The organism is Streptomyces sp. Ru73 (assembly GCF_002920575.1).
Taxonomy (GTDB): Bacteria; Actinomycetota; Actinomycetes; order Streptomycetales; family Streptomycetaceae; genus Streptomyces.
This window is the reverse complement of the sequence record NZ_PQSQ01000001.1, coordinates 48,301-68,775: the sequence shown is the minus strand read 5'-3', so window position 1 is coordinate 68,775 and position 20,475 is coordinate 48,301. Positions and strand designations below refer to the sequence as shown.

Below are 20,475 nucleotides of genomic sequence, written 5' to 3'. Positions count from 1 at the left end.
GAGCTGGATGGCCAGCCTGATCAAAGAGCTCGAAGACGACTCCGTCAGCCCGTACCTCGGCCCATTGCTGCCACGTGAGCTGTGCCAGCTGGAGCTCGGACTGACGTTCCTGGCCGATCACATGCCGGGCCAGGGGGTCGGTGCACTGTGGCCGGTGCTGTCCACGTACGTCTCCCCTCGGCCTGGCCTAGAGCGTGAAGTGCGGGCGCTGCGGTTGCTGATGGGTGACATGGCGCGCTCGGGCCAATTCCTGCGCACTCTTGATGCGTACGCCCAGCTCCCGGCGCAGATCCGTGGCTTCGAACGGGCGGAACCCCCCGGGCGCCAGGTCCGTCCTTCCACGGTGTTCACTCCAAAGTCGTCGCCCTACCTCGTGGGCCGTCACGACACCTACCGGCAGGCCCTCAAGGAACCTGTGCCGTACAGGACGGAGACCCGTCGCCGCCCGGTCCCGCCCGGCGCTGCGTGCACCTTCCGTCGCACCGACGGCTCGACGGAATCCGTACACATCCCCAAATGGATCAATCCGGGCGAGGCGCCGGTGCCGGCTCCGCCCTCCACCGCACGCACCCGGGAAGTGTTCTCGTTCACACGCCATGAGCTCGTGAGCACCGGGGAGGAGATGGACCGGCGCCTGGTCCATCACCCGCACGTCCTCAACGGAGACTTTGCCGGTCGTCTACGTGACCTGGACATGGCCGTTCCAAACCCGGCGACAGGGCAGTTGAGGGACGACTGCACGCGCTTCGAAGTCGACGGCACCATGCACTCGGTCGGGCTCATGAACTCCGGCAAATCGACACTACTGGACGGCTTGACCGTGCTCGCCGTGAACCGCGGGATGCGAGGCGGCTACGTCTTGCCCTCGGTCGGGGACAGCTTCGCCAAGACCTCACTTCTCCGAGCCCTGGGCATCGACGCCGTACCGAAGATCGGGCAGGGCGAGCGGACCCGACACGTCGCCGCTTATTGGCGCAGTCTGCTCCAGGACGGCGAATCCACATTCCCGGACCACCCCGATGCTGCCGCACGCTTCGCCGTCGATGTATGCCTGCTCGATCCGCTCATCGGGGGAGATCCGCTGGAAGAGGGGGAACGGCCCTGCCGAAACGCGCTTCAGGTCGTGGGGCAGCGCGGTAGGTGCGACTGTCCGCTTCTCCCGGTCTGTCCTCGCCAGCGCGCCGACAACGAGCTGGATACCGCGCAGGTGCAGATCACAACACCCGCAGGACTTGTCTTCTCCCGGGCGGCCTGGTCGGACGCCGCCATGAGGGTGGTGGAGCGCTTCCAGCACGACCTGGACTTCCTTTTCGTCGACGAGGCCGACGATGTCCAGCGCGCCTTCGACGAGGCATTCCTGCAGCATGAGGTCCTGACTGATCCGGACAGTGGCTGGAGCACGCGCACCCGGCACGGCATCGCCGACGGTCTCGACCGGAACTGGCACATGCCCCTGCAGAATCCGAGAGTTCAAAAGTTCGAGGAACTCGAACGGCGACATGGACAGGCTCGGGTCCGTCTCTACCAGCTACTGGTCGCCCCCGAAGGGGAGTCTCTACGCACGCTGCTGGCCGAAGGCCCGTTCACCGGTCACTCCGTTCTCTTCCGACTCGCCCGTGACATGCACGGGCTCGGCGAACGGCAGGATTTCCATCACAACGCCGACCGCGAGGACGCGGCGAAGGAGTTCTTCGAGCAGTTCCTCGAACCGCTGTCCTCCCAACCATTCAGCGAGCCTTCCGAGGGTTCCGCCCCTTTGCTCCACGCGATGACCGCCGCTCACGACACCGGAACCGACCCCGACAACCTTGCGCTGCAATGGATCCGCGCACATATGCCCGGAATCGGCAACGACGATGAGTCGCCCCGTCTCGCGCAGGAAGCCATCGATGCGCAGGGCGAAAACACTGACTACGAAAGCGAGACCACCGAGGCAGAGGCCGCGCGGGTCCGACTCCTCCAGGCGGGCATCTGGGCGGCCCGCATCACCGCCTCCTTCTTCGAGATGGGCAAGCTCTACCCAGCTGTCGCCGAGGTGCTGCGGCTTCCGGAGGATCTGAGCTTCCTTGGTGAGCAGCCGCCGAAGGACCTCCTTGCCTTCGTGCCGGAGCAGCCGGCCGGAAATCTCATGGCGCTGCAGTGGCAACCCAACCCCGCTGGCGACAGCGGCGCCCTGCACCTGGTCTGGCTGCGCGGTGTCGGACGGTGGTTGCTCCACCACCTACACGACCTGCTGACCCCCGAAGGCATCGATGGGCCCCATGTCATCCTCACCTCGGCGACCTCGTGGTTGCCGACGTCTCCGAAATACCACATCGACCTCCCGGTCTCGCTCGTCCTGCGCACCCCGGCGAAAGCCCGGGCAGCGCTCCTCGCCAGTCGCATGCACCTGCGACCAGGGCGCACCACCGAGGCCGCGCCGGTATTCGTTTCCGGAACCGGTGGCGACCGGGCCCGCCGTGAGCAAGCCCTGATGCAGGTAACGGCCTCCGTCTGCGTGCCACGTCCAGGTGCCCCGGTATCCCTGTTGGACCAGGTCCGCCAGCATCTGGCCAGCGACCGCCAGCAGGTCCTGTTCGTCGTGCTCAGCACCCGCGATGCCCAGACTGTCGCCGACTACGTCAACCACAAGACTCCGTACAAGGCTATGCACGTGGTCCGCGATCATGATGAACCCGGCCCCTACGGGCTGATTCGCCGCAGGGCCTCCACCTTCCCGCGCAGCGGCGCGGACATCCTCGTCGCCGCCGAGGGAGCCATTCAGCGCGGTCACAACATCCTCAACGCCCGCCGGGTCGCGGCCCTGGGAGCGATCTTCTACCTCGTTCGCATCCACCCACCAGCCGATGACGCTTCGTTCGTCTTGTCTCTGCTGGGCGCGGATGCCATGCGCCGGCTCAACAAGCCGAACGATCTCACCGACCCGGCCATGGACGCTGTCGACCTCGCCCTGCGTCTGCGTCATGGGGCACGCAGGACATGGCGTCACTTCGGGCAGCCGATCCTCTTCAGCCGCCTCACGGACCAAGTCCACCGGGATGCCTTCACCTCCAACCTGCTGAACTCCACCTACCAGACGAGCGGACGAGGCATCCGCGGCAACGAGCCGGTTCTCATCTACCTCTGCGACGCTGCGTTCGCGCCCCGTGCCGCTCAACTGGACGAGACCGCTGCCGATACCGAACGCACAAGCGTTCTCGTCGCTGCACGCACGATGCTGCGCGAGCTTCTTACAGAGCCATCCGCCACGGCGGGCCCCGAGGAGCGTTTGCGCTACGAACTGGGCCAGGCCTGCTGGGGCCTTGCCGGACACCTCTACGACACTCTCGACTGGGGACGCTGATGCCCACCTACCGCCGCCAGCAAGCTGCAGTCTTCGTCTTCGACGAGCACGCGCACCTACCCGTCCAGGGCTATAAGGCCGCCTGCCCCGCAGAATGGCTCAAGCGCCTCGAACCCGCTTGGGCCTCCCTGCCTCGCCGGCGCAAGGACCCCGGTAACCTGCCCTCCAGCTCACTGAGCCAGATCGCGCAGCTCCTCGACCCGCGTATCAGTTCCATTCACTGGAACCTGCACGAACCGGAGTACCTCCGGGCCACCGCCCCCGTCGACATGCCTTTCCACCTCGCCGTCGCCGCTTGGGCCGCCACGGACGTGGCCCCGCACCTGCCGGAACTCGACTGGCCGGAGATCCTCGGCGAGCACCCACTCGTCTGGGAGCCGCACGACACCGATCTCGCACACCACAAGCTCCACCCCAACGGAACCGCTAGCCCCGGGGACGCCGTCTTCAAGCTACTGCCCAGCCTGCTCGCCGAGCGTGTCACCAGCTCCGGACTCCATTTGCGTGGTCACCACTACAAGGCGTGGCTCGGCCCTACTCGCAGCGATGGCCGACGCGCCGTCTACCTCGGTCCGCCCACTCCTCTCACCGACCGTGACGGTGCGACAGGCATGTACACCCCGTACATCGAATTCCACCTGGAGACGGTCCCCGGCGAAGCCCAGGTACGCATCCATGCTGACCTTCACATGGCCCGCTTCGCGTCACTCCCGTCCGCCTATGTACCGCGCCGCGGCGCGCACCCGGCGACCGTCACCGTGCTGCTGCACGCCGACTCCGGCTTCATGACCTCGACGGAACGTCGCATGCTGGTGCGGGCGTCGGCCACCGTCCTCGGACGCAGTGATGAAGCCCGCTGGGAGTGGTCGCCCGGCGTGAGCAGGCTGCTGGCCCTGCTCACACGCCATCGCTACCCCAACCCCGACGTTCTTCGCACTGCCCCCAGCACTGCTGCGGAAAGCAGCGAGACCGCGGTGGCGGCATACGCGGTGCACAGCAACGGGATGAAGTACTACCTCCCTGCCGAGCCGGACGCGGGCGAGAAGGGACGCCGACGCACCGCCGGACACCCGGCGGAACCCGGTTACCAGCCCATCGACCATCTGGAAGTCTTCGATGCTCTTGTCCCCGTGCTCGCCCCGCTTGGGCTGATCCCCGCCAGGACAACGAGCAAGGCGAGCACCAAAACCAAAGCCCTTCATCCGGTCGAAGTCACGCCCGGACGTCACTACCAGATGGAGCACTGGACCACTTCCCCGCGGACGCAGGAGGCCCTCCACCTCGCTCTCACTCACAAGCTGGGCCTCAACGCGTCAGATGGCACCGCAATGCCGGGCGCCCCGGTCACATACACGGGACCCTTCACTGTCACTGTCCACCACCGCGACCCCGGTGATCTCGTCGGTGGCATTCCCCGCTCCGAGGGCGATGTTCCGGCGGTGCGGCGCAGCGAGAACGAACAGGCCACCGCCGAACGGGCCCGGCACATCGGTGCGGCGTTTCCTCGCTCCCCCGAACTCCGTGCCGCGGTGATCGAACTCGAAGACGGCGACTTCTTCCTGCGTACACGGCAGGGCGACCCCAAGCCGCTTCTGAAGAAGACGCTTCCCGCCCTCGGCCGACGTGTGCAGTGCATGCGCCCCGTGCGTCCAGCCCCCGCATCTGGCAGCAAGCAGAAGATGCTCGGCGGCACCGATCACCGCGTGAGCGACATCGAGCGGGCTGCATCCTCCGTCCTGGACGCGCTGCGCCAGGTCGGTCACGTTTCCGACATCCCGACTCCGCACAGTGTCACCGGCCCCTTCGAACTGTCCACCGTGTGGATCTCACGCGCCCCTGACGGTCGGCATGTCCCCATGCTCATCCGCATGCGACCGGGGCAGGAAACCATGGCCCAGCTCATGCCGACCCCTTGCCAGCGCGACGAAACCGAGCTCCCTTTTACCGAGCTCCCCGAGGCACTCACCGCCGGCCGCGGCCGTATCCATCTCGCCAGAAACTACCGCGCCGTCACAGACTTCATCATCCAGGCTTTGGCACTGGATTCGACCACCGACCGGGTCTTCCTCGCACGTGCTGCCGTCCTCCGGCGCAGAGAACTCTGGCCCTGGCTCCAGGACGCCCACCTCACCCCGAACGCCTTGCAACTCCCAGGCACCCGATTCGAAGAGCCTGATGCCGTACCCGCGCACCGGAAACCCGGCGATCATCCCGGCTTGCGGATCATCCGGGTACGCGAGGCTGCAGACGGGGACGCAGTCCCCCACCTCTTCGGCGTCCCGTGGGACGAAGAGCACCAACGGCGTGCACCCGGCAGCGGCCGATTCTCCGGACTCGCCCGAATCAGCGATACTGCCTTCTACGGCGTCAACCCCCGCTCGGACCAGAACCAAACGCCTCTCGGCATCACGAAACTCGATCCGGCCCAGCCCCAGAACGCTTCCTGGTCCGTCAGTAACCCCCGTCCGCTCGAGATCGTTCCGGCCTTCCTGCAAGACTGCGACGACCCGGCCGAATTTGCCATGTACGTACAGGCCCAGCGCCGCTCCTACACCCACACGGCCAACGACACCCAGTGGCCGGCTCTCATGCACCTTGCGGAACTCATGGATGAGTACCTCGTGTGAGCTGGACCTGGAGGCCCGCAGGACCCTCAGGCGGCAAGCGAGTGGAGCCACTGTGCGAGCGACCTAATGTCATCCGTCGTGTATCGGCCGACTCCATGAAGCGGCTGGGCCTACCCGGCCACGTGGTCGACAGTCGCCCCGCTCATCCGGACATGCTGGTCGTAGCGCTGCGAAAAAGCGACTCGTTACTTCGGGTGGGAGGTGGGGGCATCATGGAACTGTCGTTGCCCAGGGTGACGTCATACAGTGCTGTTGCCATCCAGCCGTCAGGCGACAGGGCGGGAACCGGGGGAAAGGGTCGTGCGTGTCAAGAAGATGGAGAACCGCGGTGTTAGTTGGCGCCGTGGCGGGGATCGTCTCGACCCCGGTGGTCTGGTTGCTCGACGGGCCGGATGCCGGCCAGTTGGTGGGAGCCTCAGTCCAGGCCGCTACCGGAGTGGGCGCTTTGGTGTGGGCGTGGCTTCAACCGACTGAGCCGCGGGACGTGGTCATGCGGTCGGGGCGGGCAGAGGCAAGCAACGGGGGCAAGGCCCACACGGGCATACGCCGCCCGGGCGGCACGGGCAGCGGAGCGGCCCGCGCGGAACAGACCGGCGACGCCATCGCCCGCGGCCCAGGCAGCAGTGCTGGCACCGGGATCGACTACACCTGAGTAGGACTGCCACGGTGACAGCTCAATGGAAAGATAGGCGATGAAGTGGCGTCGGGCGTGGCGGTCAGCCCGCACTTTGGCCAGCGACGACGGTCCGTCGCAGTCGGTCAACGTCAATCAAACCGGTGACGCTTTCGCCGAAAGCGGCGGCACGGCGATAAGCGGTTATCACGGTCCTCAGCCACACACCGTGAATACCGAGGCAGGAGTACGACTGGAAAGATCGGGGAACGCCACCGCTTCGGCCGCTCATTCGGTGGCCATCAGCGGCCACGTCAGCCATCTGACGGTCGCACCTCCTGCTCGGCGAGTGGTGGAGTGGCCGGCTCGGCTGGGATCAGTTCCTACGCTGGCATCGGCCTTTCAGCACCGAGCCGCAGTGCGTGACCAAATCGATCAAGCTCGAGCTGACCATGCCACGGTGGTGCTCACTCAGGTCCTCTCCGGAGGCGGCGGCGTGGGCAAGACACAATTGGCCGCAGCCTATGCCCATCAGGCGCTGGCCGACGGTGTGGAGCTCGTGGTGTGGGTCGACGCAAGTGAATCCGAGCAGGTCACCACCCGCTATGCCCAAGCCGCGTACCTCGTGAACGTCCCGGGATTCGTGGAGGATGAGAGCGCCATAGCAAACGCCCGAGCCTTCCTCCACTGGCTAGCAGTTACTCCGCGGTCGTGGCTAGTCATTCTCGATGACATAACCGACCCCGACGCGATGCAACCGTGGTGGCCGCCGCCGTCAGCTTCTGGCCGCGGCCGAGTTCTGGCGACGACCCGCCGCCACGACGCAATACTGTCAGGCGGCGGCCGGGCAGTGGTGAACATCGAGACCTATAGCGCAGAAGAAGCCGACACCTACCTCCGTGAACGCCTCACTACCGCTCACGCCGCCCATCTGCTGGACACCCAGGCGAACACGCTGGCCAAGACGCTGGGATATCTACCGCTGGCGCTGTCGCACGCCGCCGCCTACATGATCAATGAAGACGTGCCCTGCGCCGACTACCTGCACCGTTTCACCCACAGCAGCGCCCGCCTGGACGAGTTGTTCCCACGCCACGCGGACACCGAAGGATACGGGCGACAGGTGGCCGCAGCCCTTCTGCTCTCGCTGGATGTAGCCCAGACATGCGAGCCCGTCGGCCTCGCGATCCCGGCGTTGCGCTTGGCCGCCATGTTGGACCCTGCCGGGCACCCCCGCTCCCTGTGGGCGGGGAGGGCCGTTATCCGTTACCTGAACGCCCAGCGTGCAGCGTCATCTTCAGTTGACGGGCCCAGTGCCGTCGACCCCTCCCAAGCTCGGGCGGTACTGCGGCTCCTGCATCGCTACGGCCTCATAGTCGACGATGCACAGGCCGGCTCCCGCGCCGTGCGACTGCACGCACTGACCGCTCGCGCCATGCGCGAATACACACCCGGCGATGCATTGCCGAATGTGGTCAAGACTGCCGCCGACGCACTGACCGAGCTATGGCTGGGGTCCCATCGACACGAACGTGACGAGAGCGCCGTGGTGCAGACCAATATCGACAGCCTCGAAGGGTGCGCGGGGGATTTGTTGTGGGAGGTGGGAGGCCACCATCTTCTGCGCTGGTCCGGACGCAGCCTGATCGGTCATGGCCTGGCCTCCGCGGCGGTCCCCTATTGGCAGCGATTGACCGCCACAAGCGAGCGGCTGCTGGGCCGGGCCCACCCCAAGACCCTCCTTGCCCGACGGGAACTCGCTATGGCCTATCTCCTCGACGATCGCGATCAGGATGCCTTCGCATTATTGCGGGAGGACTTCCCGTATCGCGAACAGATACTCGAACCCGACCACCCAGAGACCATCCGGGTCGACAAGCCCACACCTTTGTACGGCTGTAAGAGCATCGACGATGCCATCGCCCTCCTGGAAGACACCCTCGCGGTACGTGAACGATTGTTGGGCCGTGAGGACCCGACGACCATCGCGTGTCGGGCCAACCTCGCCATCGCGTACTGGCGGGCAGGCAAGACGCTAAAGGCCACCTCTCTGTTGGAACGTGTCCTCGCCGACCGCGAGAAAGCCCTGGGCACCCGCCACCCCGACGCCCTATCAGCAGCCGATCGTCCGCAACGCTGGAGAGGTCTGAGCAGCGGACGATGGTGGAATCGGTGGCGCAAGCGTCTGAGGGCGCGACGGCCGGCCCCTGATCCACCCCGCGGGCCACGAATGAAGACTGATCATTCTGCGCACCGTGATCTATAGCAACCGGTGTTCCAGTGGCAGACTCTCCCGTTTTCGCCGCATCGGCCATTGGCCGCCTCGGAGCTAATAAGAAGTCTGCTGCTTGAATGGCTGACACCTACGAATGGGGGAAGAGGTGGCCGAGCAATCGTTCGAGGAAGTACGTCGGCGGGATGTTGAGGCGGTCTCCACATGTCCGGCCATCGGAGACACTGTGCAAGGCGAGGTTATGTCGTGACCAGTGGCCAGGCCGGAGAAGCCGGTGATCAAAGTGCGAAAGATTTCCACTTCCCCGCCCTCGTCAACGGGCTCGACTTTCTTGTCAGCGCCGTCGACTCACTCGCCATCAGAAGCGGCCCTGAACGCCGCGAGTTGAAGTACGCAGTCCTGCATCTACGGGCCGCCGCCGAGACCTTGTTGAAGGCTCGCCTTGAGATGCACGATCCCGCGCTCGTCTGGGTTAAGCCGGGCATTTTCAATGATGCTCAGCACAAGGCAGGCGACTTCAAAAGCTGCGGTATCGAGACCGCGATCAAACGGCTCAACTCCCTCTCCGACGACGAGGGCTGCGATGTCGCGCTTGAAACTTTGCTTGACCCGGACGATGACAACCTCACTCAGCTCGGCGCCCTGCGCAACCGGATCATGCACTTCGGTTGGAGCGACTCGGCCGTGGCGGTCCAGGCCCGGACGGTCCCCGTGCTGGCCCTGCTCGTGGAGTTCGTCAGCGCCGACGTCCTCCCGTACGTCGAATCGCCAGCGGACTCGTGGGCGGCCGAGCAGCAGATGGAGCGTGTGCGGGAACAACTCAGACACCTTGAAGACTTCGTGGCGCATCAGGTGGAGTCGCTTCGCGGTCTGCTGGATGGCTACGAAGCCTCCACAGTGGCCTGCCGGTCCTGCGGGCAGTTCGTCGTGGTCCTCGATGGCGGAGCGATCGACCTGTCGTGCCTGTTCTGCAAGAAGTCATACGGAACAGGAGAAGAGGCGGCGTGGGAGTTCGTCGGCATGTCCCGGCATCTGACCATCAAGGAAGGAGGCGGAGACTTCGCCCCATGCACTTCGTGCGGTGCTTCTGCCGTGGTCGACGTGCACACCGCTAGCTCTCCCGATGCGATCTCCTGGATCTGTTTCGCATGCGGCACCGAATTCGAGGGGATCTGCGCGTTCTGTGGCTTAGGCACCTACCTGGCTATGGAGGACATGTGCAACGACTGCTACGAGATCCGTCTCGAGAACTTCTGACCGCGTCACTACGGCCCTCCGAGGCCGCGAAGGGCTGCGCACGGACGGCGATAGCCGTGTGGCTCCGCAGCTCTGCTGGCCAGTGCCGCCGCCGAAGCCGAAGCCCGCGTGCAGGTTCCTCGCGCGCTGCAGAGTCGGTCGTCCGTGGGAGCCGCCGCCCTGAACACGTCCCACGCCGAGCCGACCCTCACCCACCGGGGTTGCAACCACTGCCGGAATTCGGATGCTTGGGTGCAGCGCGGCACCGGTGTGATGCACGTTGCTGGAGTCAGGGCCCGCCCCCAGGTGCCACTTCAGGGCTGAAGCTCGGCGCAGCAGGGCCACCCGGCGAGCTCCCAGCGCGCGAACCTTCCGACCCCAGCACCGGCCCTCGGAAGCCCCCGGCGGTGCAATGCGAGGGCTACGGAACGTGTAAGCAGCGTTCGATCAGGACGCGGAGCTGCATGCATGAGGGCGTATGTCAGTGGCGTCTGGTGGTCTAGGTGTTCCAGGTGACCATGTTCCTTACGGATCGCAGGGGGTGGGGGGCGTGAACGTTGAGGCGTTCTTCAGCAGTGGCGACGGCTGGGCCGAACCGTGGGTGCTCGACGTGGAACTCGTCGAGTCGCTGCGGTTCGGGCCTCCGGTCGGTCAGACCGACTTAGAGGTGGCGATCGCGCTGACCCGTCTCTTGCATGGCGACTTCGTCTCGCATGGGACCGATGGTCAGGGCAGGCGTCTCGACGATGAGAACGTGCCGATCGTCATCAAGGCCCACCGTGCCGTCCTGGAGCGCCTCGCCCTGGAGCCGCCGGCCTGGCCGTTTCGCACGTTCGAGGGGCCACGTGGGTTCGGCACCTACTGGCGCGACAACGGCATGAGGGGCAGCTGGCAGGCCCGGCGGGACTGCATCGAGCAGATCCTCGGGCCGACCCGCGACGCGCTGGAGGACCTGCAGGAGCTGGAGTACGAGCGTCGGTTTTCCAAGGGGCCGTCGGGCAGTTTCAAGAACCTGATCTTCGCCGCCGACGGCGCGAAGCCGGAGATCGTACTGCGCGACGCGGTGAACAACGACGTGGAGATCGTCCGCCACGCGGACACCTGCCTGGTGTTCACTGATCCCTTGCCGCCGCACGGGCTCACCTGGCGGCAAATGGTCACCTGGTGGACGAAGCACCACCAGCCCGATGCCGACGAGAAGACGGCAGCGAGCAGCTTGTACCGACGTCTGTACCGGTCGCTGGACTCCCCGCCCGAGCAACTGCTCATGCGCACCTACTGCGCCCGCTACGCCGAGGAAGGCGGCTTCGACCTGCCCGCGCTGATACCCCAGGTCTACCTCCACTACGACCCTTACACCCGGCGCAGCGGCAAGCAGTCCGGGGCGCTGCACCGACAGCGGATGGACTTCCTGCTGCTGGCGCCGGACCGCTCCCGCATCGTGATCGAGGTCGACGGAGTGCAGCACTATGGCCGCAAGAACCCGCCCGATGATCAGGGGTTGGTCACCTGGACCGCTGTGCCGCGGCTGTATTCGGAGATGGTTGCCGAGGACCGCCGGCTCCGCCTCGCCGGATACGAGATCTACCGCTTCGGCGGCTGGGAGCTCACCGTGTCGGGCGGCGAACAGCTCCTCACGGACTTGTTCACCGAACTCCTCGCACGACATGAGGAGCCGACGCTGTGAGCAGAGGGCCTGTCACGCAGCGCCTGCATGCTCATGATCGATTGCCGCAGAAGCAGTGCGAGCACACAAAATCGAACACGTGATTGAATCCAAGGCATGTTGTCCGTGCGCTTCCCCCAGGACTTGATCGAGCTGCAGCGTGCTCGGAACCACGCCTACGCTGAACTCGCCGGCCGCTCCGGCAACCCGACGGTTCTGCGTCGTCGGCTGCTGAGGCTATGCGCCCGGCTTCACTGGCACCCGCACTTCGACGGTTCGGACGGACGGAGCCCCGGGGCCCGAGCGGAGCTGCGCAGGCGCGTCCGCGAAAACGCCGGCCGGGACCGAGGAGCGTCGTGAAGGGCGGGTCTGGGTCCAGGCAGCAGGAGCGGGTCGCCCGAGCGGCACAGAATTTCGTGATCGAGCATGGAGAGGCGCCTTCGGTGCGTGAGCTGGCGAGTGTCGTCGGGCTGAGTGCGTCGACGGTGGCGTATCACCTGCGGCGGATGCGGGACCGCGGTGTGAACGTGGAGACGCGGGGGCGACCGTCCGGGCGGTGCCCCTACTGTGGGCGATGAGCGCCGTCTCGGCCAGCGGGCGCGGTGCGCTACGTCCCGGAGGCGGCCCTTCGGTCGGGAATAGATGGACAACTGCTGTGATTCTCGCCTGACAGTGATCACGTCAGAGCGGGGAGGAGTATGAGCGACCTGAAGGTCTTCCGGGTCAGAGGCGGCCGGGCCACGGAGATACCGGGTGCGTCGGTGGCGGTGGAGCGGGAGCTGCAGTCGCTGGTCGAGGCGAACATGGAGGCGATGCTGGGCATCCGCTTCCTGGCGACCGAATACCCGACCGGCCAGCACCGTGGGCGGATCGACTCGCTCGGGCTGGATGAGAACTGCAATCCGGTGATCGTTGAGTACAAGCGCTCGCGGGACCAGAACGTGATCAACCAGGCGCTCTCCTATCTGTACTGGCTGCAGGGCCATACGCACGAGTTCGAGAATCTGGTCAAGGAGAAGCTGGGCATCGAGGCGGCTGGGTCGGTGGACTGGAGCAACCCGCGCCTGGTGTGCATTGCGGGGGCGTTCTCGCACCACGACAAGATCGCGGTGCAGATGATCGGTCACCGGATCGACCTGCTGACCTACCGGGTCTTCGACGACGTGCTCACGCTGCAGATGGTCGCCTCCGTTGCCGGCCGTGCCTCCGCCCAGCGCAGTATGGTGCCGTCGCTGGCGCGAGCGTCGGTGAGCGGGCGGGCTGCGGGGGCAAAGTCGGTGCAGCAGTACCTCGACGAGGCGCCACAATCCCTCCGGGATCTGTATGAGGGACTGGACGCGGCCCTTCTCGGATATGAAGGCGTGCGCAAGGAGACGCAGCTGCACTACGTCGCCTATCGGCGGATCAAGAACCTGGCCACGGTGCGCGTCCAGCCGCGCAAGCACCAGCTGGTGGTGAACCTGCTGCTGGACCCGGACACGGTCGAGCTGGAGGACGGCTTCACCCGCGATCTGCGCGGGACCGGCTGCTTGGGCGTACGGGACGGGGTCGAGCTGCGCCTGGGCTCCTACAACGACCTGCACCGGGCCGCTGAACTCCTGCAGCGCAGCGTCGCGGCAGCCTGAACTGCACAACCTTCAAGGGCGGTGCCTACCCCGAGGGGAAGGCACCGCCCTTTTGTGCGTACGTGGCTCTGTGCGGGGTCTGGCGCTCATGCTTCGGGGCCGGCGAGGTCGTAGTCGCCCTGGGCGAGGGCGCGCTCCAAGCGCTGTTCGGCGATGTCGGCGTAGTGGTCGGACAGCTCGATGCCGATGAACTGCCGGCCTTCACGCAGGGCAGCGACGCCTGTGGAGCCCGAGCCCGCGAAGGGGTCGAGGACGGTGCCGCCCTGGGGGCAGATCTTCACCAGTTCCTGCATCACCTCGGTCGGCTTCTGGGTGATGTGCATCCGGCCCTTGCGGGGCTGGCTGGCGGTGTAGAGGCCGGGGAGGTAGACGGGGTTGCGGTGGGGGTCGACCGGGCCCTTGGTGCCCCAGACGATGTACTCGCAGGACTGCTTCAGCCGGCCCTTCTGTGGGCGGGAGACCGGCTTGTGCCAGGAGGCGATCCCACGCCAGGTCCACCCCGCGGCCTGGAGTGCGTCGGTGGTGGTGGGCAGCTGGCGCCAGTCGGTGAAGACCAGGGCGGTGCCGGACTCGACGGTGGCGCGGTAGGACTCGGTCAGCAACAGGGTCAGCCAGTACCCATAGCTGCGCTGGTCGCGGTTCTCACCGGGGAAGTTGGCGAGGTTGTGCTCGGCATCCGCGGCGGTGTACTTCGCTCGCGCGGTGCGTCCGGTGCGCTCGCTGCTGGTCCGGCCGCCGGAGTTGTAGGGCGGGTCGGTGATCAGCGCGTCGATGCTGTTGTCGGGGAGTTCCGACAGCTTGGTCAGCGCGTCGCCGCGGTGCAGGGTGTAGGGCATTTCAGCAAGCTCTCTCTCAAGACGCGGTGCACACGTTCCCTATCTCGCAAAGGAGTACGCGCGCCGGGGAAGACGCTCACCCCAGTGAGTTCGTCGGGATGAACGCGAATGATCGCTGGAGAGTAGTCCGGTAATTCCGGCCGTACCAAGCCAGGAAGATGCGTCTGACGGCGTCCGGTTGGGTTGGTTTGGCGCGGCCGGAATTCGTCTCTACAGTCTCGGCATGTTCATCGGACAGGGCTCCGGTTCTGCCTGATTGAGTCGTGTGGGTTCATGTCTTCCCGCCCAAGTCGGGGCGCAGTCAGCGCCTCGTGGACGTCTCCGGAGAGAGAACGAGGAAATTCCCGTATGTGGCGCGTGAGATTACCAGCGCGGCTTGTTGCCGCGCTTCGCTGAGCAGTCCGGTGGCCGGGGAATAGCAGGCCCGTCTACTGGCTCTGCTCCCCCCTTTGGGGCTCTCATTCTCGACTGATGTGGTGCGGGTGGCCTTTTCGACGAGAGCGCCCGCGCTCACCACCTACGCATAAGGAGCTGCTAATGCGGTCTCCCTTCACATGTCCGGCGTCACGGCCAGGCATGCGGTTCGCTGCTCATCCTGGTCCACACTCGTGAACAAGACCGTCCTGGTCATCGGCGCGGTGGTGACCGCGCCGATGCTGCTGATCGCCCCCATGGCGATGGCCGTAGCCGGTGCGCACAGCGCCGAGGCCGCCTGTAAAAGACGGCCCGGGTGACGACGTTGATGCGGCGGCGGTCGCGAAACAGGTCCGTTCGCTCCTGAAGAGCGGCAAGGCCGGTTCGGTCCACGTCACCGGGCTCGCTGCCCCCAAGGAGCAGATCCCGAATGCGCAGAAGATCCAGGCCACCGGCGTCGCGCTGAAGATGCCAGCCCGCGGGCAGGTGGTCGCACTGGCCACGGCCCTGCAGGAATCGGACCTACGCAACCTCAACTACGGCGACCGGGACTCGCTGGGCTTGTTCCAGCAACGGCCTAGCCAAGGCTGGGGGACGCCGGCGCAGGTGCGGGATCCGGTGCATGCGTCGACGGAGTTCTACGAGCATCTGAAGAAGGTCTCGGGTTGGCAGTCGATGACCGTCGCCCAGGCCGCCCAGGCCGTGCAGGCCAGCGCCCAACCCGACGCGTACGCGAAGTGGGAGCCGCTGGCCGCCGCGCTGCAGAAGGCTCTTGCCGCATCTGTTGCGGGAACCGGTAGTTCCGGCCAAGTCAGCGCCGTAAAGGGCGATAAGACCGGACCAGTCGTCGGGGGATGTAGGGGCGAGGATGGTTCGTCGTTCGGTCCGACCCCGAAGGGGGCCGTGCCGAAGGGCTACACGGTTCCCTCCGATGCGCCGAAGCCGGTTCGCCGTGCGATTCGGTGGGGCCTGGGTCAGTTGGGCACGCCGTATCAGTGGGGCGGTTCGTGCAGGCACGCGCACGGCAAGGAGCCGATGGGCCGGTGCGACTGCTCCAGTCTCATGCAGGCGTCGTACAAAGCCGGCGGCATCTCCCTCTCGCGGACCACGTACACACAGGTCAAGGAGGGCAAGTCGGTCAGCCCGGACCGGCTGGAGGCCGGTGACCTGCTCTTCACGGAGGGCTCGGCTGCCCGGCCGGAGCACGTCGGCATGTACATCGGGCACGGCCTGATCCTGCAAGCCCCGCACACGGGTGACGTCGTGAAGATCTCTCGGCTCGCGGAATGGCGCCCCTCCCTCCTCGCCGCACGTCGCGTCGCCTGAACCACCTCTCTCTTCCTTCTCCCACCACTTACGGGCTCGTCGCGTGCCCGAATCCCACAGGAGTTCCTATGAAGCTCGCACAGCACTTCCAGTACTTGGCCTACGACCCAGGTGTGCACCCGAAGGAGGGCGGCCTGCCCGGCCTCGACGTGCTGAAGAACGTCATGGGCTCGATCAACCTCTTCGGCATCATCGCCGTGGTCGGCGCCCTGGCGATCTCGGCGCTGATCTGGGCCTGGGGTCACCACTCCGGTGGTCATCAGGCCGAGCAGAACGGCAAGAAGGGCGTCACCGTCGCGGCCGGATGCGCCCTGCTGCTCGGCGCCGCCAACGGCATCGTCGCCTTCTTCTCGGCGATGGGGACGCAGGTCCACTGATGAGCAAGCAACGTTTCCCCACTGGCTCGGAGCGGTCGGCGAACTCCTCCGCGATGGCGCGGCGTGCTGTGATGGTCGGCATCATCCTCGCGGTGCTGGCGGGCGCGGCCGGCCTGGTCGGCTATCTCACCCGCCCCGAAGGTCCGAAGCCGCCGCCCACCTCCGACTCGCGTTCCGCTCCCCCAGCACCGCATCAGACGACGCATCACGGTAGCCGGGGCACCGTGGCAACGCCCCCGCACACCGACGACCCGGTCACCTTCGCCAAGGCGGCGACGAAGGCGCTGTGGACGTACGACACCCGGCATGCCTCCCGCGCCGAGCACCTGTCCGGACTGAAGGCGTGGATGACGGGCGAGAAGCGGTACCGCGATTGGAAGTCGGTGAACGGGCAGGTGCCCGACACGACGCTGTGGTCGCGGATGCGGGACAACGCCCAGCGCGCCACCGCGTCGGTTGAGGAGGGGCATCTGCCGGAGGCATTCAAGACCGCCCTGGCCCAGGACCCGGGTGCGATCAGGCAGGCGTACGTCTACGCGGTCACCGTCACCGGCAAGCAATCGCTCGCCTGGAAGCACGGCGGCTCCGGCGCCGAACCCCACCAGGTCACGCTCGCCGTCCAGTGCCAGCCCCACCACGACTGCGCCCTGTCCGGCGTGCTGCCGGAGGTTGCCCCATGACCCGCGCTGATCTGTTGAAGGAGGTGTGCGGTGGGTGCCTGTGACCTTCCCTTGATGAACCACGTGTGCGGGGCGGTCGGTGGTGTGGTCGGCAAGACCGGTGAGGCCGTCACCAGCGGCATTGGCGCCTGGATCGCCAAGTCGATGGGCGAGGTCGCCCAGTCCGCCGCCGACCTGGCCTCCCGGGCCGTGGACAAGACCACCGCCATCGATCTGAATGCCGAGTGGTTCCGCCACAACTACGAGCTGATCCTCCCCATCGGACTGGTGCTCACCGTTGGCACCTTCTGCCTGCAGCTCACCCGCGCCGCCTGGCGTCGGGACGCACGCGCGCTGGCGCAGGCGGCGTTCGGGACGATGACCGGGGTGTTCTTCGCCTTCGCCGCGATCGCCTGCACCACCATCGCCCTGACCGTCACCGACGCGTTGTCCGCGGGGCTGTTCAAGGCGGCCAACAGCTCCATCGACGATGCGATCCGCCGCGTGGTGAAGGTGAACGAGTTGGGGGCGATGTACGGCCTGGGCTGGGGCGTGCCGGCCATCGTCGCGCTGGGCTGCGCGGTGGGTGCGTTCTTGTACTGGGCTGTGATGGTCGCCCGCAAGATCGGCATCCTGGTCCTGGTCACCCTGGCGGTGTTCGCCGGTGCCGGCGGCGGCTGGGAGGTCGCCAAGCGGTGGCGCCGGGGCTGGATCGAGGCCACCGCCACGCTGGTCGTCTCCAAACTGCTGATGACGATCGTGTTCCTGCTCGGCGTCTCGGCGATGGGCAAGGCCGACTCCCACGGCGGGCTCGGCGCGCTCTCGGACGCCATGGCCGGCATCGTCGTGATGGTCCTGGTGCTGCTGTGCCCGTACGCGACGTACAAGTTCGTGCACTGGGCCTCCGACGGCGGCGGCCACGATGACCTGCACCGCACCGGCGTCGCCGGCATGGGCACGGCGGCCGGCGCAGCGAGGACCGCGGGGCAGCTGGCGCTCCAGGCCAAGACCGCTGGCATCGCCCCGCAGGGCCCGGCGAAGGTGCCCGGGCAGGGCGCCGGAGGCGTGGCCTCGGGCATCGATCCGACCGGCGGCTCCCGCGGCGGGAAGCCGAAGCAGACACACTTCCGCTTCGGTGAGAATGCGGACGCCTCGGGCGACAGGGGCCGTGCGCTGATTCGCCGTCCACCCACTAGCGGAGACCGCGGCCAGCCCCTCATTCGCCGTTCCGGCCAGGAGTCGGACACCGGTGGCAACGCTGCACCGGTCGCTGCCGGCCCGACGCCCCAAGGTGCTGCGACCGGAGCCCCCGGCGGGCCCGTGCAGCGCTACTCCCCCAGGCCAACCGGTTCGCCTTCCACGAACGGCCCGGCCCCACAGGGCGGTGTGACGCCGCAGCGGTGGGTCTATCCCGGTCCATCGGGAAAGTCCGGCTCCTAACCCGCAGCTGCCTTCCGGGAGGCGAGGTCGGAGCGTGCGCCGCCCCGTTCCGCCCTCGCCTCGGGGCCTCTTCCCTCCCCCTCTTCCCCTTTTCTAAGGCTTCGCCATGCATTTCGAAACCTCACCCTCCGGCAGTCCAGCCACCGTGAAGTTCCCCCACCGCACCCGCCGTGGCGTCCTGATGGGCCTGTCCGCACCCCAGTTGACCGGTATCACCGCGACCGGGCTTCTGCTGCTCGCAGTCCTGCTGGTTTCCGGCATCGTCGGAGCGCTGAAGCTGACGCCGCTGTGGGCGCTGCTGCTGGCGGCCGTGTTCCTGCGACACCGAGGACGCTCACTCGCCGACTGGACCCCCATCGCTCTGCGATACCTGCTGCGCCGAGCAAGGGGGCAGCTGATGTGGCTTGCTCGGCCCTCCACCCGGCCCCACTGCGAGGGCCTGCTTCACCTTCCGGGCACAGCCGCCTCTCTCCGCGTGGTTTCCTCCGCCGACGGGCGCCTCGGAGCCGTCCACGATCCGCACCAGGCGACACTCACCGCGGTGGTGCGCGTCTCCGCCCATGCCTTTGCTCTGCTCGATCCCGCAGCTCAGTCGGCGAACGTGGCGGGCTGGGGACGCACCTTGGCGGCGCTGGCCCGCACCGGGCACATCGCCCGCATCCAGGTCCTGGAACGCACCGTCCCCGACTCCGGTGACGCACTCAATCGGTACTGGACCCAGCACGGGGATGAGCAGGCGCAGCTGGCCGGGGAGGTCTATCGGGAGTTGATCGAGGCTGCCGGGCCGGCTGCCGCGCCGCACGAGGGTTACGTCGCTGTGGCCCTGGACATGAAGGCGGCCCGTCGTCTGATCAACCAGGCCGGAGGGGGCCTGACCGGGGCTTTCGCTGTCCTGGCCCAGCTCACCTCGACCTTCGACCAGGCCGCGCGCACTGCCGGCCTGACGCCGGGGGCGTGGCTGGTGGCCGACGAGATCGCGGCGGTGATCCGCACGGCGTACGACCCGGGCGCCTCGGCCTCGCTGGATCAGTGGTCGGAGGCCGGCCACCCCCAGGCCGCCCCTGCTGCCGCCGGACCGGTGGTCCTGGTGGAGAAGAGCGACCGGGTCGCCACTGACACCGCGCATCACGCCACGTACTGGATCGAGAACTGGCCGCGGATCGAGACCTCGCCCGGCTTCCTGCACCAGCTGCTGTTCACCTCCGGCGTGCGCCGCACCCTCTCCCTGACCTACGCCCCGAAGGGCTTGGAGGCCGCGCTCAAGGATGTCCAGCGCAAGAAGGCGAGTGTCGTTGCCGATGCTGCCGAGCGTGCCCGTAAGGGCCAGGTCGAGTCCGAGGAGGACAGCGTCGAGTACGCCGACATCAAGGACCGCGAACGCCAGCTGATCGCCGGCCACGCCGACGTGGCCCTCACCGGGCTGCTGACCGTCTCCGCCGAGACGGACGACGAGCTGAATTCGGCGTGCGCGGCGATCGAGACCGCCGCCGTGGCCGCCCTGACTGACCTGCGCCGGCTCACCTGGCAGCAGGCCGAAGCCTTCACCACCGCTGCTCTGCCCCTCGCCCGCCCCTGAAACACCGCCTCCGACCGAAGGCCCTCTTCATGCCCACCGCCCCTCCCCCTGTCCCGCCCGGATCCGACCCGCTGGCCTCGGACTTCTTGCCGTTCGCCACCGCCGCCCTCGACTTCCACCGCACCCTCAACCTGCCCACCGCACAGGCCGCCGCCGAACGCACGGAGATCGACTCCCTGCACGCACACGTAGTCGCCCTCTACCGCCTCGTCGACTCCCACACCTCGCGCACGGCGCCGGTAGCCACCGTTGAAGGCGACCATCTGCGGGCCTGCCGGATCCGGCTGTGGCAGGCCGCAGACCACCTCCACAGTGCCTTCCACACCGCCCCACGCCGGGACAGCCGCCCGCCGAGCCCAGAGGCATGCCGGGCCCGGCTGCCCGAGGGCGCGCCCGAGCTGACCATCTGCCAGCGCCATGTCGCTACCGGCGTCCGGGTACGCCGCGGCCACACACCGGCCGAGTTGCACGACTCCGTCACCGGCCTGATCCGCCACTGACCAC

General features: G+C 67.2%; 15 protein-coding genes. 14 read left to right on the top strand and 1 reads right to left on the bottom strand.

Annotation, left to right across the window (positions count from 1 at the left end; all coding sequences use genetic code 11):
- Positions 1–7: 7 nt before the first annotated feature.
- From C3486_RS37085 to C3486_RS00270, 7 genes are all read left to right on the top strand, one after another.
- Positions 8–3,343: a hypothetical protein gene (locus C3486_RS37085; protein WP_181138388.1), complete on the top strand. Its 3,336-nt coding sequence runs from the start codon at positions 8–10 to the stop codon at positions 3,341–3,343.
- Positions 3,343–5,970: an RNaseH domain-containing protein gene (locus C3486_RS00305; protein WP_181138387.1), complete on the top strand. Its 2,628-nt coding sequence runs from the start codon at positions 3,343–3,345 to the stop codon at positions 5,968–5,970. Before C3486_RS37085 ends, C3486_RS00305 begins: the two co-directional genes overlap by 1 nt.
- A gap of 1,073 nt (positions 5,971–7,043) precedes the next feature.
- Complete coding sequence (locus C3486_RS00295; protein WP_258052505.1) at positions 7,044–8,849, top strand: tetratricopeptide repeat-containing protein; 1,806 nt, start codon at positions 7,044–7,046, stop codon at positions 8,847–8,849.
- 213 nt (positions 8,850–9,062) lie between these two features.
- Positions 9,063–10,073, top strand: a complete 1,011-nt coding sequence (locus C3486_RS00290) for a hypothetical protein (RefSeq protein WP_103830439.1) — start codon at positions 9,063–9,065, stop codon at positions 10,071–10,073.
- Between the two features lie 529 nt (positions 10,074–10,602).
- The gene (locus C3486_RS00285) at positions 10,603–11,739 is read left to right on the top strand and encodes an endonuclease domain-containing protein (protein WP_258052504.1); all 1,137 of its coding nucleotides are present in this window, start codon (positions 10,603–10,605) and stop codon (positions 11,737–11,739) included.
- A 218-nt stretch (positions 11,740–11,957) separates the two neighbouring features.
- A complete protein-coding gene (locus tag C3486_RS38685) occupies positions 11,958–12,296 on the top strand; it encodes a LexA family transcriptional regulator (RefSeq protein WP_103830436.1) in 339 nt (112 codons plus the stop codon).
- A gap of 120 nt (positions 12,297–12,416) precedes the next feature.
- A complete protein-coding gene (locus C3486_RS00270) occupies positions 12,417–13,343 on the top strand; it encodes a DUF5655 domain-containing protein (protein ID WP_103830435.1) in 927 nt (308 codons plus the stop codon).
- A gap of 86 nt (positions 13,344–13,429) precedes the next feature.
- On the opposite strand, the gene C3486_RS00265 is transcribed toward C3486_RS00270, so the two are convergent.
- Positions 13,430–14,179 carry a site-specific DNA-methyltransferase gene (locus C3486_RS00265; protein WP_103830434.1) on the bottom strand — a complete coding sequence of 250 codons (750 nt, stop codon included), beginning with the start codon at positions 14,177–14,179 and terminating at the stop codon, positions 13,430–13,432.
- A gap of 608 nt (positions 14,180–14,787) precedes the next feature.
- On the opposite strand from C3486_RS00265, the gene C3486_RS38680 reads away from it, so the two are divergent.
- The 7 genes from C3486_RS38680 to C3486_RS00235 all read left to right on the top strand — a co-directional run bounded on the left by C3486_RS38680 (position 14,788) and on the right by C3486_RS00235 (position 20,471).
- Entirely contained in the window at positions 14,788–14,913 is a 126-nt protein-coding gene (locus C3486_RS38680; RefSeq protein WP_374936823.1) for a hypothetical protein, read from the top strand.
- On the top strand, positions 14,870–15,919 hold the full coding sequence (locus C3486_RS00260) for a C40 family peptidase (protein ID WP_374936822.1): 1,050 nt from the start codon (positions 14,870–14,872) through the stop codon (positions 15,917–15,919). The genes C3486_RS38680 and C3486_RS00260 overlap by 44 nt, the downstream gene beginning before the upstream one ends.
- A gap of 68 nt (positions 15,920–15,987) precedes the next feature.
- On the top strand, positions 15,988–16,296 hold the full coding sequence (locus C3486_RS00255) for a DUF6112 family protein (RefSeq protein ID WP_103830433.1): 309 nt from the start codon (positions 15,988–15,990) through the stop codon (positions 16,294–16,296).
- Complete coding sequence (locus C3486_RS00250) at positions 16,296–16,976, top strand: hypothetical protein (RefSeq protein WP_103830432.1); 681 nt, start codon at positions 16,296–16,298, stop codon at positions 16,974–16,976. The genes C3486_RS00255 and C3486_RS00250 overlap by 1 nt, the downstream gene beginning before the upstream one ends.
- A 54-nt stretch (positions 16,977–17,030) precedes the next feature.
- Positions 17,031–18,395 (top strand): ATP-binding protein, encoded by a 1,365-nt coding sequence (locus tag C3486_RS00245; RefSeq protein WP_103830431.1) that lies wholly within the window; start codon positions 17,031–17,033, stop codon positions 18,393–18,395.
- A 106-nt stretch (positions 18,396–18,501) separates the two neighbouring features.
- On the top strand, positions 18,502–19,971 hold the full coding sequence (locus C3486_RS00240; protein ID WP_103830430.1) for an SCO6880 family protein: 1,470 nt from the start codon (positions 18,502–18,504) through the stop codon (positions 19,969–19,971).
- Between the two features lie 29 nt (positions 19,972–20,000).
- Complete coding sequence (locus tag C3486_RS00235) at positions 20,001–20,471, top strand: DUF6238 family protein (RefSeq protein ID WP_103830429.1); 471 nt, start codon at positions 20,001–20,003, stop codon at positions 20,469–20,471.
- Positions 20,472–20,475: the final 4 nt, after the last annotated feature.

Bases quoted from the DNA above. Each gene is read 5' to 3' on its own strand.
- C3486_RS00270 (WP_103830435.1), top strand. From the start codon at position 12,417: ATGAGCGACCTGAAGGTCTTCCGGGTCAGAGGCGGCCGGGCCACGGAG.
- C3486_RS00265 (WP_103830434.1), bottom strand. From the start codon at position 14,179: ATGCCCTACACCCTGCACCGCGGCGACGCGCTGACCAAGCTGTCGGAA.
- C3486_RS00245 (WP_103830431.1), top strand. From the start codon at position 17,031: ATGAACCACGTGTGCGGGGCGGTCGGTGGTGTGGTCGGCAAGACCGGT.
- C3486_RS00240 (WP_103830430.1), top strand. From the start codon at position 18,502: ATGCATTTCGAAACCTCACCCTCCGGCAGTCCAGCCACCGTGAAGTTC.
- C3486_RS37085 (WP_181138388.1), top strand. From the start codon at position 8: ATGGCCAGCCTGATCAAAGAGCTCGAAGACGACTCCGTCAGCCCGTAC.
- C3486_RS00250 (WP_103830432.1), top strand. From the start codon at position 16,296: ATGAGCAAGCAACGTTTCCCCACTGGCTCGGAGCGGTCGGCGAACTCC.
- C3486_RS38685 (WP_103830436.1), top strand. From the start codon at position 11,958: ATGCGCCCGGCTTCACTGGCACCCGCACTTCGACGGTTCGGACGGACG.
- C3486_RS00305 (WP_181138387.1), top strand. From the start codon at position 3,343: ATGCCCACCTACCGCCGCCAGCAAGCTGCAGTCTTCGTCTTCGACGAG.
- C3486_RS00255 (WP_103830433.1), top strand. From the start codon at position 15,988: ATGAAGCTCGCACAGCACTTCCAGTACTTGGCCTACGACCCAGGTGTG.
- C3486_RS00235 (WP_103830429.1), top strand. From the start codon at position 20,001: ATGCCCACCGCCCCTCCCCCTGTCCCGCCCGGATCCGACCCGCTGGCC.